The organism is Amycolatopsis heterodermiae, assembly GCF_034929455.1.
In the GTDB taxonomy this organism is placed as follows: domain Bacteria; phylum Actinomycetota; class Actinomycetes; order Mycobacteriales; family Pseudonocardiaceae; genus Amycolatopsis; species Amycolatopsis heterodermiae.
On record NZ_JAYFSI010000007.1, the window covers coordinates 298,411 to 312,472 of the forward strand.

Consider the following 14,062-nt stretch of genomic DNA (forward strand, 5'->3'; position numbering starts at 1 on the left):
CCCTTCCGGGTGAAAAACCACCGGCCCGAAACCGATTCGTGATCGGTTCCGGGCCGGTGCGGGGGTCAGGCCTTGGCGACCGAGACGGTCACCTTCGTGCCGTCACCGACCGTGCCGGCGAACCCGTCGGCCACCGCGGCGTGGGTCACCGACGTCGCCAGCGTCTCCGAGGCCAGGAACTCCTCGTGCCGCTTCGCCGCTTCGACGACGTCTTCCGGGGCGTCGATGGTCAGCGCGATCCGGTCGGCGACGTCGAGGTCCGCGTCGCGGCGGGCCTGCTGGACGACGCGGATCAGGTCGCGGACCAGGCCCTCGGCGGCCAGCTCCGGCGTCACCTCGGTGTCGATCAGGACCAGGCCGGAGCCGCCGGGCAGCTCGGCCGCCGCGCCGCCGCCCTTGGCGACCAGCCGACGGTCGAACTCACCCTCCTGCAGCTCGATCCCGGCCGCGACCACCTTGCCGCCCTGCAGCGACCAGTCCCCCGCCTTGACCGCCTTGATCACGGTCTGGACGTCCTTGCCCAGCCGCGGCCCGGCGGCGCGCGCGTTCACCGCGACCTCGAACCCGCCGTGCGCGGCGACGTCGGTGGTCAGCTCGACCGCCTTGACGTTCACCTCGTCGCGCAGGATGTCCGCGAAGTCGCCGAGCAGCTCGGCGTCGCCGGCCGCGACGACCAGCGACGGCAGCGGCAGCCGCACGCGCAGCTTGTTCGCCTTGCGCAGCGACAGCGCCGACGACGCCACCTGCCGGACCCGGTCCATCGCCGTCACCAGCGCCGCGTCCGCGGGCAGGTCGAGCGCGTTCGGCCAGTCGGTCAGGTGCACCGAGCGGCCGCCGGTCAGCCCGCGCCAGACCACCTCGGTGGTCAGCGGCAGCAGCGGCGCCGCGACCCGCGACGTCACCTCCAAGACCGTGTGCAGCGTGTCGATGGCGTCCTTGTCGCCCGCCCAGAAGCGGTCCCGCGAGCGCCGGACGTACCAGTTCGTCAGGACTTCGAGGAAGTCACGGACGGTCTGGCACGCGCCGGCCACGTCGTAGTGGTCCATCGCGGACTCGACGTCGGTGACCAGCTCGTGCGTCTTGGCCAGCACGTACCGGTCGAGCACGTTCGCCGAATCCGTGCGCCACTGCCCCTCGACGCCCTCGGCGTTCGCGTACAGCGCCAGGAAGTAGTACGAGTTCCACAGCGGCAGCACGGCCTGGCGGACGGCGTCGCGGATGCCCTTGTCGGTGACGACCAGGTTGCCGCCGCGCAGGATCGGGCTCGCCATCAGGTACCAGCGCATGGCGTCGGAGCCGTCGCGGTCGAAGACCTCGTTGACGTCCGGGTAGTTGCGCAGCGACTTGGACATCTTCTGGCCGTCCGAGCCCAGCACGATGCCGTGCGAGACGCAGGTGCGGAACGCCGGCCGGTCGAACAGCGCCGTGGCCAGCACGTGCAGCAGGTAGAACCAGCCGCGGGTCTGGCCGATGTACTCGACGATGAAGTCGCTCGGGTAGTGGTGCTCGAACCAGTCGGCGTTCTCGAACGGGTAGTGCACCTGGGCGTAGGGCATCGAGCCCGAGTCGAACCAGACGTCCAGGACGTCCGGGACGCGGCGCATGGTCGAGCTCCCGGTCGGGTCGTCCGGGTTCGGCCGGGTCAGCTCGTCGATGTAGGGCCGGTGCAGGTTGTCCAGCCGCACGCCGAAGTCGGCCTCCAGCTCGTCGAGCGAGCCGTAGACGTCCGTGCGCGGGTAGGCCGGGTCGTCCGACTGCCACACCGGGATCGGCGTGCCCCAGTAGCGGTTGCGCGAGACCGACCAGTCGCGCGCGTTCTCCAGCCACTTGCCGAACTGGCCGTCCTTGACGTTCTCCGGGTACCAGGTGATCTGCTGGTTCAGCTCGACCATCCGGTCCTTGAACTGCGTCACCGCGACGAACCACGACGACACCGCGCGGTAGATCAGCGGGTTCCGGCAGCGCCAGCAGTGCGGGTAGGAGTGGTCGTAGGTCTCGTGGCGCAGCAGCACGGAACCCTGCTGCCCGGCCGAACCCGTGCCGTTCTTGAGGTCGCGGACGATGTTCGGGTTGGCGTCGAAGACCTGCTGGCCCTCGTAGTCGGGCACAGTGGCGTCGAACTTGCCGTGCGCGTCGACCGGCGTGACCGGGACGATCCCGGCGGCGTCGGTGACGACCTTGTCCTCTTCACCGTAGGCGGGCGCGATGTGCACGACGCCGGTGCCGTCGTCCGTGGTGACGTAGTCGGCCGACAGCACGCGGTGCGCGTTCTCGGTGCCGGTGAAGTACGGGAACGGTGGGGCGTAACGGTTCCCGAGCAGCTGCGCGCCGGTGTAGTGCGCGACGACCGTCGGCTCTTCGCCGAGTTCACGCGCGTACGCGGCGACCCGCGCTTCGGCGAGCAGGAACCGCTTGCCGGGGAGGTTTTCGCTCTCGACGACGACGTAGTCCACCTCGGGGTGCACCGCGGTGGCGAGGTTCGACGGCAGCGTCCACGGCGTCGTCGTCCAGATCAGCAGGTAGGTGCCGTCCAGCTCGTTGCCGTTGCCCTCCAGGCGGAACCCGACGGTGACGGCCGGGTCCTGGCGGTTGCGGTAGACGTCGGCGTCCATGCCCAGCTCGTGGTTGGACAGCGGCGTCGCGTCACGCCAGCAGTACGGCAGGACGCGGTAGCCCTCGTAGACGAGTCCCTTGTCCCACAACCGCTTGAACGCCCACAGCACCGACTCCATGTAGGAGACGTCGAGCGTCTTGTAGTCGTTGTCGAAGTCGACCCAGCGCGCCTGGCGGGTGACGTACTCGCGCCACTCGTCGGTGTAGCGCAGCACGGACTCGCGCGAAGCCTCGTTGAACTTCGCGATGCCCATCTCTTCGATCTCGGACGTCTCGGTGATGCCGAGCTGGCGCATCGCCTCGAGCTCGGCGGGCAGGCCGTGGGTGTCCCAGCCGAAGCGGCGCTCGACCTTGCGGCCCTTCATCGTCTGGTAGCGCGGCACCAGGTCCTTGACGTACCCGGTGAGCAGGTGGCCGTAGTGCGGCAGGCCGTTGGCGAACGGCGGGCCGTCGTAGAAGACGTACTCGTTGTCGCCGTGCTCGCCCGCGGGCCGCGCGTCGATGCTCGCCTGGAACGTCCGGTCGCTCTCCCAGTAGGCGAGGACCTGGGTCTCCAGCTCCGGGAAGGACGGCTGCGACGGCACACCCGCGCTGTCGCCGAGCTTGGCCTGGGGGTACATCCGGGTGCTCCTCGGTTCGTCGCTCTCGTACGGACGACCGGCTCCCGGTCACCCACACGGGGACGAGACGCCCTGCGGCGTTCCGCGGTACCACCCCGCTTGCCCGGCGCTGTGCCTGCCGGGCCGCTCGTTCGACGGCTGTCACGGGCCGCACCCGTCCGGTTCTACTGCGAGCGGTGAGGCTCGGTTCTTCCGGAAGCTCCCCGGTGATGGCCGGATCGACGCTGTGCTGCTACCAGGTTAACCGCCCGGTGCAACCGGGTTGTCACGAGGGGCACGACGGGAAATGGGGACGCCCGCGCGAGCCCGTCACCGATAGCATGACCACGCGCCGCATTCCTGGTCCGCGGCCGAAAAACATGGGGGAACATTCACGGTGAGCCGTACTTTCCAGGTGGATCTTCGCGGGGTCGTCGACCTGCTCAGCAGGCACCTGTATTCGAGCCCGCGCGTGTACGTGCGGGAGCTGCTGCAGAACGCCGTCGACGCGGTCACCGCGCGGCGGGCGCTGGATCCCGCCTGCCCGGCGGCGATCACCGTCGTCGCCGGCGACGGCGTCCTGGACATCGCCGACAGCGGCATCGGACTCACCGAAACCCAGGTGCACGAGCTGCTCGCGACGATCGGGCGCAGCTCCAAGCGGGACGAGCTCGGCTTCCAGCGCCACGAGTTCCTCGGCCAGTTCGGCATCGGGCTGCTCTCGGCGTTCCTGGTCGCCGACGAGGTCCGCGTCGTGACGCGCGCGGCGGGCGGCGGCCCGGCCGTCGGCTGGACCGGCCGCTCCGACGGCACCTACGCGATCGGCCCCGGCGAACGGGACGCCCCGGGCACCACGGTCACGCTCACCGCGCGCCCCGGCGCCGAGCCGTGGTTCGTGCCCGAGACCGTTGCCGACCTCGCCGCGCTCTACGGCTCGATGCTGCCGTTCGAGGTCACCGTCGACGGCCGCGCGATCAGCGGCGGCGGCCCGCCGTGGGCGCGCGACGACCGCACTCCCGGGCAGCGGCAGGCCGACCTGGTCGGCTACGCCCAGGACACCCTCGGCTTCACGCCGTTCGACGTCGTCGAGCTCGCCGTGCCGGCCGCCGGGCTGACCGGTGTCGCCTACGTGCTGCCGTTCCCGGCCAGCCCGGCCGAGCACGGCGGCCACCGCGTCTACCTCAAGCGGATGCTGCTGGCCGAGAGCGCGCCGGGGCTGCTGCCGGACTGGGCGTTCTTCGCGCGCTGCGTCGTCGACGCGGGTGAGCTGCGCCCGACGGCCAGCCGGGAGGCGCTCTACGACGACGGCGAGCTGGAGGCGACCCGCGAAGCCCTCGGCGACCAGCTGCGCGGCTGGCTCGTCGGGCTGGCCCGGACCGCGCCCGAGCGGCTGAACCGCTTCCTCGGGATCCACCACCTCGGCGTCAAGGCGCTCGCCCTGCACGACGACGAGATGCTGCGGCTGGTCGACCAGTGGTGGCCGGTGGAGACGAACGTCGGCCGGATGACCATGGCCGAGTTCCGCGGCCGCTACGGCGTGCTGCGCTACTGCGCCACGACCGACGAGTACCAGCAGCTGGCCGGCGTCGCCGCCGCGCAGGACATCGCCGTGATCAACGGCGGGTACACCTACGACAGCGAGCTGGCCGAGCGGATGCGGGCGCTGGAGCCGGACCTCGCGGTGACCCGGCTCGACCCGAGCGACCTCACCACCGCGTTCAGCGAGCTGGACAGCGCGACGGCGCTGGCCACCCGGCCGTTCGTCACCGCCGCGCAGCGCCACCTCGACCGGCTCGGCTGCGAGGTCGTGCTGCGCGAGTTCGAGCCGGTCAACCTGCCGGTGCTGTACCTGCTGGACCGCGCCGCCGCGTTCGCCGGCGAGCTGCGGGCCACCAAGGAGCAGGTCGACGAGCTGTGGGCCGGCGTGCTCTCGGCGTTCGAGAAGCCCGCCGACGACCGCCCGCAGCTGGTGCTGAACCACCGGAACCCGTTGGTGCGCCGGATTTCCCGGCTCGACGACGACACCCTGCGCGGCCTGGCCGTCGAGTCGCTGTACGGCCAGGCGCTGCTGTTCGGCAGGCACCCGATCCGCCCGGCGGACGCGGCGCTGCTGAACCGGTCGTTCCTCGGGCTGCTGGAGCAGGCCGTGCCGGGCGAGGAGGCCCGATGAGCGCGCCGACCGCCGACGAGCAGGTGCTGTGGGACCGGCTGTGGTCCGCCCAGCAGCTGCCCCGCGGGCGAGCCCACATCGCCGCCGTGGAAACGGTGGTGCGCGACGCCGACGCCCACGGCTCGCCCGCTCTCCGTTATGCCGCAAGGATCTTCGTCACCAGCGCGTACCAGCAGGGCGGGGAGCCGGCGAAGGCGTTCGTGCCGTTCGCGTGGTGCCTGGCCGTGCACGACCGCGGCGAGGCGGACCCGCACTGGGACAGCAACCTGTACTGGTACTTCAAGTTCATGGCCGGGTCGATGACCCGCTTCCCGGAGATGCCGCTCGAGCGGACCCACGCCGTGCTGGACGACATGGAGCGCCGGTACCGGCTGGCCGGGTACTCGATGAACCCGGTGCACCAGTACCGCGCCACGCTCGCGCGGCACGTCGGCGACCGGGAGACCGCCGCCGAGCAGTACCGGCTCTGGTCGGCCTCGCCCCGCGGCGAGATGTCCGACTGCGTCGGCTGCGAGCCGACGGCGAAGGTCCGGCACCTCACCGCGATGGGGCGCTACGCCGAAGCCGTCGAGGTGGCCGAACCGGTGCTGGGCGGGGAGTTCACCTGCGTCGAGCAGCCACAGGACATCCTGACGTCGCTGCTGCTCCCGTACGTCCACATCGGACGGTTCGACGACGCGGCGCGGGCGCACCGGCAGGCCTACCGCGCGATCCGGCACGACCGGGCGCAGCTGCGGGAGGTCGCGAGCCACGTCGAGTTCTGCGCGCTGACCGGCAACCACGCGCGCGGGCTGGATCTCGTCGAGCGCCACCTCCCCTGGCTGGACGACGCCCCGACGCCGTACGCGGAGATGGAGTTCGCCGCCGTGGCGGCGCTGAACCTGCGGCTGGTGGCCGCGGCCGGGCACGGTGACGCCCCGGTGGGCGGCACGACCGTGGCCGCGTTGCGGGACGAGCTGACCGCCCGCGCGCTGGCGCTCGTCGCCCGGTTCGACACGCGCAACGGCACGTCCGCGCAGGGCGACCGGATCCGCGCGCTGCTGGCCGCCGAGCCGCTCGTCGAGCACCTGCCGCTGTCCGGGCCGGTGGCTCCCGTCCCGGTTCCTGTCGCGCTGCCTGCTCTGCCGGCCACGGCCGGGGAACTCGCGGAGCTGGCCGAGCGGGAATTCCTGCTGGGCCGGCCGGCCGAGGCGATCTGGGCCGAGTTCGACGCACTGTGCCCGGAACCCACGGGTGAACTGCTGGCGCTGCGGCTGATGGCGGCCGCGGACCACGACGACCCCGAAGCCGCGTCGCGCGATCTCGGACGGGCTGCCGAGGCAGCCGAAGAGGCCGGCAACGCCGTGCTGGCCGAGTCGGCGCGGGGCATCCGGCTCCTGGTGCTCGCGCGGGCCGGCGACGAGACCGCCGGAGTCGCGCTCGAGGCGTCCGCGAGCCGGCTGGCGGAGCTGGGTGACACCGAGGCGCACAGCTTCGCCCTGCTGCGGCTGGCGACCGCCCACTTCATCCGGGAGGACCTCGACACCACGCGCGAGGTCCTCGATCGCGCCGAAGGGCCGGTCCGCGCGAGTGGCTCGCCCGCGCTGGCGGCGTTGTGGCTCGAACGCCGGGCGGTGGTGCTCGCCAACCACGGTGATCTGCCGGCGGCGATCGACCTGGCCGGCGAGTCCGTGGCGCGCTACACCGAAGCCGGGTCGCCGGAGCGCGCGGCGCGCGTCCGGCTGCTGGGCGCGCGGTTCCGGCACGGCCTGGGCGACCTCGAGGCCGCGTTCGCGGCCACCACGGGGATCGACGCGGGCACGGACCTGCTCGTGCGGGCGCAGGCGAGCCGGTTCCGCGGGAACCTGGCCGGGCGGCTGGGCCGGCCCGAGGACGCCGTCACGGCGTTCCGGTCGGCGGTCGCGGACCTCACGGCGGCCGGCCTGCCGGTGGACGCGGCGGTGGTGCGGGTCGACGTCGCCATGGCGTACCTGGACCTCGGCCGGCCGGAGGAGGCGGCGGAAGCCGTCGAGGACGCGGAGCCGGTGCTGGAGCGGGCGGGCGCCGAGCGCGAGCTGACGCAGGGCCGGTTCATGCTGGGCCGGGCGTACCGGGAGCTGGGCCGCCCGGAGCAGGCGGTGACCTTGTTCGGCACGGTGGCCGAGTACTTCACCGGCGCGGAGGACCCGGCCGCGGCGGGTGAAGCAACGGAGACCCAGGCGGACGTCCTCGACGAGCTGGACCGCGACGCCGAAGCAGCGGCCGGTTACGCCCAGGCGGCGGAGTACTTCAAGGCAGCCGGGCTGACCACGTCCGAACTCCGCACCCTGCGCCGGGCGGTGCTGTCCTGGCTCTGGGCCGACGACAGCGGCAAGGCACTGGAAGCGTTGACAGCAGCGGAAACCGCGGCGGCGGTGGACGATCCGGACCTGGCGTGGGAGCGAGCCCTCACCTCCTACGACGGCGCCCGCCTGCTGGCCAACCTGAACCGCCCGGAGGACGCGTACCCACGCGCCACCGCGGCGGCAACGGACCTGCGAACCTTGGGCGCGGAGCTACCGGCTTTGGCGGCGGACGTCCTTTGTGGACGGCTGCTGCGCGACCTCGGGAAGTTCGCTGAGGCGAGGGAGACCTTGACAACCGCGGCGACCGGCCTGCCGGAGGACTCAGAGCGGCAGCGCGCGGAGATCGAGGGATTGCTGGCGGAGCTACCGGAATAAGGAGGGCCCGGTTCCTGAGCCAGCCTTGGAACCATTGGGCTGTCCACGCCGGGAGGGCCTGGCCAGGTGTCCCCTCATCGCCGGGGCGGGGCGGACCCACCGGCGACCCGGCCTTGGAACCGTTGGGCTGCGTAGGTCGCCCGCTCTGGGAAGCCCGGCCGAACTCCCGCCCAGCTCTGGGAGTGGGCCGAGGCGCACCTGCGCCTGACGCCCGAGGGCGAGCGGGCGCTCGAAACCTGCCTCGGCGTGAGCTAACGGTGCGCGGCCACCAGGGTCGCGTCCGGGCCGCAGCGGGCGCACGGGGTGAAGCCGAGCTGGCGGGCTTCGCCGATGCCGATGGGGATCGTGTCGCGGGTGCCGACCCAGGAGCAGACGCGGAGGTGGTAGCGGGGGTGCTCGTCGACGACGACGACCTCGTCGTCCAGGTCGGCCAGCAACGCGATGTCGGACTCCGACGTCGATTCTTCGCCGGGTTCGGCTTCGTCGGGTTCCTTCTCAACGACCGAAGCAGCCGTCGGCGCGTCAGCCTCAGGAGCCTTCTCGGGCTCGGGTGCTTCGGCGGGAAGGTCGGGTTCCGGCGTGTCGGCCGGATCACCCAGCTCACCGGCGGCCGGGATCAGGACGGTCTGATCCTCTTCGGCCGGTTTCTCCGGTTCGGTGAACAGGCTCGGCTTCTCGTCGGGTTCGGCGGAGGCAGGCTCCGGAACCTCGCGAGGTTCGGCGGCGGGCGTCGCGGACCGGCGCCGGCGGCGCAGCCAGTCGACGACCAGGATCACCCCGGCGAGCACCGAGAGGCCGATGGAAACCCACGCCCACAGCGACGAAGCCGTGATCAGCGCGGAGACGAGCAACCCCAGAGCCGCCAGTACCAGTACCAGCACGATGTAAAGCACGCTGAATTACAGCATGAACGGGCCCGGTTCGGTCTACGACCCGCCCACGTGCGGTACCGGATCGACTCCGAAACGTGGCAGAACCCCGTCGGCGCCGCAGGAAGTGCGACGCCGACGGGGTGTGCCCGAAGAAACTCAGCCCGCTTCGGCCCGCGGGCCGAACGAGTAGCCCTGGCCGCCGCTCGACGATCCGGACGACTGCCCGGAGTTCGAGGAGGCCGAAGCCGGCGCGGCGGAGCCGCGGTCGTCGAGTTCGCGCAGCTGGGACTCGAGGAACCCGCGCAACCTCGTGCGGTACTCCCGCTCGATCGTGCGCAGCTCTTCGATCTTCTTGCCCAGCCCGCCCTTCTCGGAGTTCAGGCTGTTCATCGTCTCGGTGTACTTGCGCTGCGACTCGCGTTCCAGCGTGGTGGCCTTGTCGCGCGCCTGGCGCTCCAACGTCTCCGCACGGGTCCGCGCGTCGTTCAGCATCGTGTCGACGCGCGTGCGCGCCTCGTTGACCATCGAGTCGGACTTCGCCCGGGCGTCCGAGAGCAGCTGCTCGGACTTGGTGCGGGCCTCGGCCAGCATCCCGTCGGACTCGGTCTTCGCCTCGGCGGTCAGCCGGTCGGCCATCTCCTGGGCGAGCCCGAGGACCTTGGCCGCCTGCACGTTGGGCTCGCCGCTGTCGCCCACCATCGAGTGGGCCTGGGTCTGCTCCATCGCGGACGCCGGCGGCGGCACCGGCGCGAGACGCCGGGACGGCTCTTCACGCATCGGGGGTGCGGATTTGGCACCGTCGAGCTCGCTACGAGTCGACTCGAGCTCGGCGTCGAGCTGCTCCATCTGCTGGCGCAGCTCGTTGTTGTCCTCGATCAAGCGGGCCAGCTCGGTCTCCACCAGGTCGAGGAACGCGTCCACCTCGTCCTCGTTGTAGCCCCTCTTGCCGATGGGCGGCTTGCTGAACGCGACGTTATGCACGTCAGCGGGGGTCAACGACATCAGATCACCTCACGCACTCCATGGCCTGCAGGGTCCACCCAAGTCTCCCCGATCAACTTGGAGTCGCCAGTTGCATCGCGAAGAACACAACCAACAGCAGCACCATAATCGATAAGTCCAGTCCGACGCCGCCGATCCGCACCATCGGGATGATTCGCCTGAACAGGCGAACCGGCGGGTCCGTCACTGTGTAGATGGTCTCGAGCGTCACCGCAACCCCTCCGGCCGGGTGCCACTCCCGTGCAAAGGTGCGGACGAGTTCGACCACGATGCGCGCCGTCAGCAACAACCAGAATGCGAACAGCACGTACCAGACGACCAGCCACACAGCTTCCACGTACCTACTCTAACCGGGCGTCCGATCCTGAGACGCAGTTGAGGGGGTCGACGCGGCATCGGGTCGACAAAATCACGTTTGCTTGCGCTCAGCGGTCCGCGCGACTTCAGCCGCGCAGAAACAATCCGCCCTCGGCAATCCGCCGACGGTCTTCGGCGGTCACGTCCACATCGGGCGGTGAGAGAAGGAACACCTTGTTGGTGACCTTGTCCATCGACCCGCGCAGCGCGAAAGCGAGCCCGGCGGCGAAGTCGACGAGCCGCTTGGCGTCCGCGTTCTCCATCTCGGTGAGGTTCATGATCACCGGGATGCCCTCGCGGTAGTGCTCGCCGATGGCCCGCGCCTCCGCGTAACTGGTCGGGTGCAGCGTGGTGATCCGGCTCAAGGGGTCACGCACCGGCTGGCGCACGACCGGCTCGGTGACCGGCCGGAGGCGGGCCACGGGTTCCGGCTGCCGGTCCATGGCGAGTGCGCCGTGGACCGCGGGTTCCGACCCGGCCACGGAGCGTGAACGGCTGCGGCTGACGGGCTCGTCGTACGTGTCCTCGGTGTCGCGGTACCGTGAACGCGACCGAGGGGCCGGCTCCTCGTAGGAGTCGTAGTCGTCGTCCGCGTATCCGCGCCGATAGTCGTCTTCGACGTCGTAACCTTCGTCGTCAGCGGGCACCATCCCGAAGTAGGCCTTCAGCTTCTGCAGCGCGCTCATGCCTCTCCCTAGCCCTAGCCGCTCCCGCACCAACGATTCTCCACGCCGTCAGTGCCCCGTGTGGACGACCACTAAACGTGACGACCGCACGAGCTCCCTACGGCGAGGCTAAACCGCGCCCGCCGAGCAGCGCGGTTCCGACACGCACACACGTCGAGCCGTGCGTGATCGCCTGCTCGAGATCATGGCTCATCCCGGCGGACACGGCTGCGGCATTCGGGTGATCTTTCCGGAGCTTCTCCCCCGCCGCGGCGAGGCGTTCGAAGGCTGCCGACGGGTCGCCGCCGAGCGGCGCGACGGCCATCAGGCCACGAAGCCGCAGTTCACCCGTGTGAGTTACATGATCGGCGAGCGCGGCCAGCTCGCCGAGCGGGCAGCCGCCGCGTCCGGGATCGTCGTCGAGGCTCACCTGGATGAGGACGTCGAGCGGTTCGTCACGTTTATCGGCGTAACGCACGGTGTGCACGGCCTTCGCGAGCGCGTCGGCGAGCCGGGCCGAGTCGAGCGACTGCACTTCGTGCGCCCACTCGACGACGGACCGTGCCTTGTTCCGCTGCAGCCGGCCGACCATGTGCCACCGCAGCGCGGCTTCGGGACGCAGTTCGGCGACCTCGGCCGCCTTCGGCCCGGCCTCCTGGTCGCGGTTCTCGCCGACGTGGGTCACGCCGAGGTCGGCGAGCAGCGCGGCGTCCGACGCCGGGAAGGTCTTGGTGACGGCGATCAGCTGGACCTCGTCGCGGGCGCGCCCGGCGGCGCGGCACGCGGCGGCGACCCGCTCCTCGACCTCGGCCAGGTTCGCGGCCAGCTCGGCCTTCCGGTCGGCGCCGGTCACGACGGGTCGATCCAGGTGATGCCGGCGATCCGCCCGGTCGTCCCGTCGCGCCGGTAGCTGAAGAGCGTCTTGTCCTCGTTCGTGCACCGCGGGTCGACGCCGATCTTGCCGACACCGAGGCCGGCGAGCTGCTGCCAGAGCCCGGCGCGCAGGTCGAGGCCGGGGGTGCCCTTGCGGGTCTTGCACGCGGTACCGGGGACGTGCTTCTCGACGTCGGCGGCCATCGCGGCCGGGACCTCGTAGCAGTCGCCGCAGATCGCCGGGCCCAGCAGCGCCTCGATCCGGGACGGCTCGGCGCCCGCCTCCGTCATCGCCGCCACGGCGGCCGGGACGACGCCGACCCGCGTGCCGACGCGGCCCGCGTGCACCGCCGAGACCACCCCGGCCTCGGCGTCGGCCAGCAGGATCGGGACGCAGTCGGCGACGAGCACGACCAGCGCGACCCCCGGCGTCGCGGTCACCAGCGCGTCGGTCGCCTCGGCGGCCCGGGTCTCCGAGCCGTCCACTGTGGTCGCCGTGCGGCCGTGGACCTGCTCCATCCAGGCCAGCTTGTCCTCGGCCAGGCCCAGCTCGGCCGCGAGCCGCTTGCGGTTCGCGTAGACGTCACCCTCGTCGTCGCCGACGTGGTCCCCCAGGTTGAAACTGTCGTACGGCGGCCGCGACGCGCCGCCCGCCCTGGTCGTGACCACTCGCCGAACCCGCATGCCCTCATCCTCCCAAACGCCGTGAAGGCCACCTTGAGGGACTCTGAGTCCCTCAAGGTGGCCTTCACGGACCACAGTGCGTTGTCAGCGCCGCATGAACGGCGGCACGTCGACCTCGTCGTCCGACGGGTCGTCGTGCACCGGCATGGCGCGCCCGGGCAGGCTGCCCTGGGTCGCGTTGGAGCCCATCGGCGAGTAGCCGCGCGAACCGCCGCCGGGCTGCGGGAGCCCGCCGGTGCTCTGGCCGCCCGCCGACGGCAGCGGCGTGTGCGACCGCGGCGGCGCGACCGGGTAGCCCGAACCCGAGGCGGACGGCACCGGGGTGGCCCCCGACGGCGGCCCCTGCTGGTTCGAGACCTGCCCGGCCGAGGCCGACGCCGTGCCCGAGCCCGAGCGCGAGCCGGAGCCGAACGTCGACGGGTCGAGCTTCTTGTGGGTCGGCGCGCCGGCGTCGAAGCCGGCCGCGATCACCGTGACGCGCACCTCGTCGCCGAGCGAGTCGTCGATGATCGTGCCGAAGATGATGTTGGCGTCCGGGTGGGCGGACTCCTGCACCAGCGACGCGGCCTCGTTGATCTCGAACAGGCCCAGGTCGGACCCGCCCGCGATGGACAGCAGCGCGCCGTGCGCCCCGTCCATCGACGCCTCCAGCAGCGGCGAGTTGATCGCCTTCTCCGCCGCCTGGATGGCCCGGCCCTCGCCGCGCGCCGAGCCGATGCCCATCAGCGCGGAACCCGCGCCGGACATCACGCTCTTCACGTCGGCGAAGTCGAGGTTGATCAGGCCCGGCGTGGTGATCAGGTCGGTGATGCCCTGGACACCGGACAGCAGCACCTCGTCCGCGGAGCGGAACGCGTCCATCAGCGAGACGCCGATGTCGCCGAGCTGCAGCAGCCGGTCGTTCGGGATCACGATGAGGGTGTCGCACTCGTTGCGCAGCGACTGGATGCCGTCTTCGGCCTGCTTGCCGCGGCGCTTGCCCTCGAAGGTGAACGGGCGCGTCACGACGCCGATGGTCAGCGCGCCCAGCTTGCGGGCGATCTGCGCCACGACCGGGGCGCCACCGGTGCCGGTGCCGCCGCCTTCGCCGGCCGTCACGAACACCATGTCGGCGCCCTTGATGACCTCTTCGATCTCTTCACGGTGGTCTTCGGCGGCCTTCTGGCCGACCTCGGGGGCGGCGCCCGCGCCGAGGCCACGGGTCAGCTCGCGGCCGATGTCCAGCTTGACGTCGGCGTCGGACATGAGCAGTGCCTGGGCGTCGGTGTTCACCGCGATGAACTCGACACCCTTGAGGCCGACCTCGATCATGCGGTTCACGGCGTTCACGCCGCCACCGCCGATGCCGACCACCTTGATCACCGCAAGGTAGTTGTGCGGGGGCGTCATCGAAGTCCGCCTTCCTGATCGTTGTGCCCGTACAGCCCGCCGGCCGGTGATCAACTCTCAACCTAAACCCCAGATTGAGAGTTATGTCAACCGCCGACGTTAGGCAGGACGGTAGGCACCAGGCAGGCTCTAATCCAGT

General features: G+C 71.3%; 10 protein-coding genes. 2 read left to right on the forward strand and 8 right to left on the reverse strand.

Features of this window, described 5'->3' with window-relative positions; translation table 11 throughout:
* Positions 1-65 precede the first annotated feature (65 nt).
* Positions 66-3,233 carry an isoleucine--tRNA ligase gene (gene ileS, locus VA596_RS29145; protein WP_323331378.1) on the reverse strand — a complete coding sequence of 1,056 codons (3,168 nt, stop codon included), beginning with the start codon at positions 3,231-3,233 and terminating at the stop codon, positions 66-68.
* A 376-nt stretch (positions 3,234-3,609) separates the two neighbouring features.
* Here ileS and VA596_RS29150 point away from each other — a divergent pair, with 376 nt between their 5' ends.
* Together VA596_RS29150 and VA596_RS29155 are read left to right on the forward strand one after the other, a co-directional pair.
* Entirely contained in the window at positions 3,610-5,382 is a 1,773-nt protein-coding gene (locus VA596_RS29150; protein WP_323331379.1) for an HSP90 family protein, read from the forward strand.
* Positions 5,379-8,081 (forward strand): hypothetical protein, encoded by a 2,703-nt coding sequence (locus tag VA596_RS29155; RefSeq protein ID WP_323331380.1) that lies wholly within the window; start codon positions 5,379-5,381, stop codon positions 8,079-8,081. The genes VA596_RS29150 and VA596_RS29155 overlap by 4 nt, the downstream gene beginning before the upstream one ends.
* 251 nt (positions 8,082-8,332) lie before the next feature.
* On the opposite strand, the gene VA596_RS29160 is transcribed toward VA596_RS29155, so the two are convergent.
* The 7 genes from VA596_RS29160 to ftsZ all read right to left on the reverse strand — a co-directional run bounded on the left by VA596_RS29160 (position 8,333) and on the right by ftsZ (position 13,923).
* Positions 8,333-8,974 carry a hypothetical protein gene (locus VA596_RS29160; protein WP_323331381.1) on the reverse strand — a complete coding sequence of 214 codons (642 nt, stop codon included), beginning with the start codon at positions 8,972-8,974 and terminating at the stop codon, positions 8,333-8,335.
* Positions 8,975-9,109: 135 nt separating this feature from the next.
* Entirely contained in the window at positions 9,110-9,955 is an 846-nt protein-coding gene (gene wag31, locus VA596_RS29165) for a DivIVA-like cell division protein Wag31 (protein ID WP_323331382.1), read from the reverse strand.
* Positions 9,956-10,007: 52 nt separating this feature from the next.
* Complete coding sequence (locus tag VA596_RS29170; protein WP_013224824.1) at positions 10,008-10,283, reverse strand: YggT family protein; 276 nt, start codon at positions 10,281-10,283, stop codon at positions 10,008-10,010.
* A gap of 115 nt (positions 10,284-10,398) precedes the next feature.
* Positions 10,399-10,998 carry a cell division protein SepF gene (locus tag VA596_RS29175; RefSeq protein ID WP_323331383.1) on the reverse strand — a complete coding sequence of 200 codons (600 nt, stop codon included), beginning with the start codon at positions 10,996-10,998 and terminating at the stop codon, positions 10,399-10,401.
* Positions 10,999-11,095: 97 nt separating this feature from the next.
* Complete coding sequence (locus VA596_RS29180) at positions 11,096-11,830, reverse strand: YggS family pyridoxal phosphate-dependent enzyme (RefSeq protein WP_323331384.1); 735 nt, start codon at positions 11,828-11,830, stop codon at positions 11,096-11,098.
* Positions 11,827-12,534, reverse strand: a complete 708-nt coding sequence (gene pgeF / locus VA596_RS29185) for a peptidoglycan editing factor PgeF (RefSeq protein WP_323331385.1) — start codon at positions 12,532-12,534, stop codon at positions 11,827-11,829. The genes VA596_RS29180 and pgeF overlap by 4 nt, the downstream gene beginning before the upstream one ends.
* Positions 12,535-12,618: 84 nt before the next feature.
* Positions 12,619-13,923, reverse strand: coding sequence for a cell division protein FtsZ (ftsZ, locus tag VA596_RS29190; RefSeq protein ID WP_323331386.1), 1,305 nt, complete (start codon positions 13,921-13,923; stop codon positions 12,619-12,621).
* Positions 13,924-14,062 lie beyond the last annotated feature (139 nt).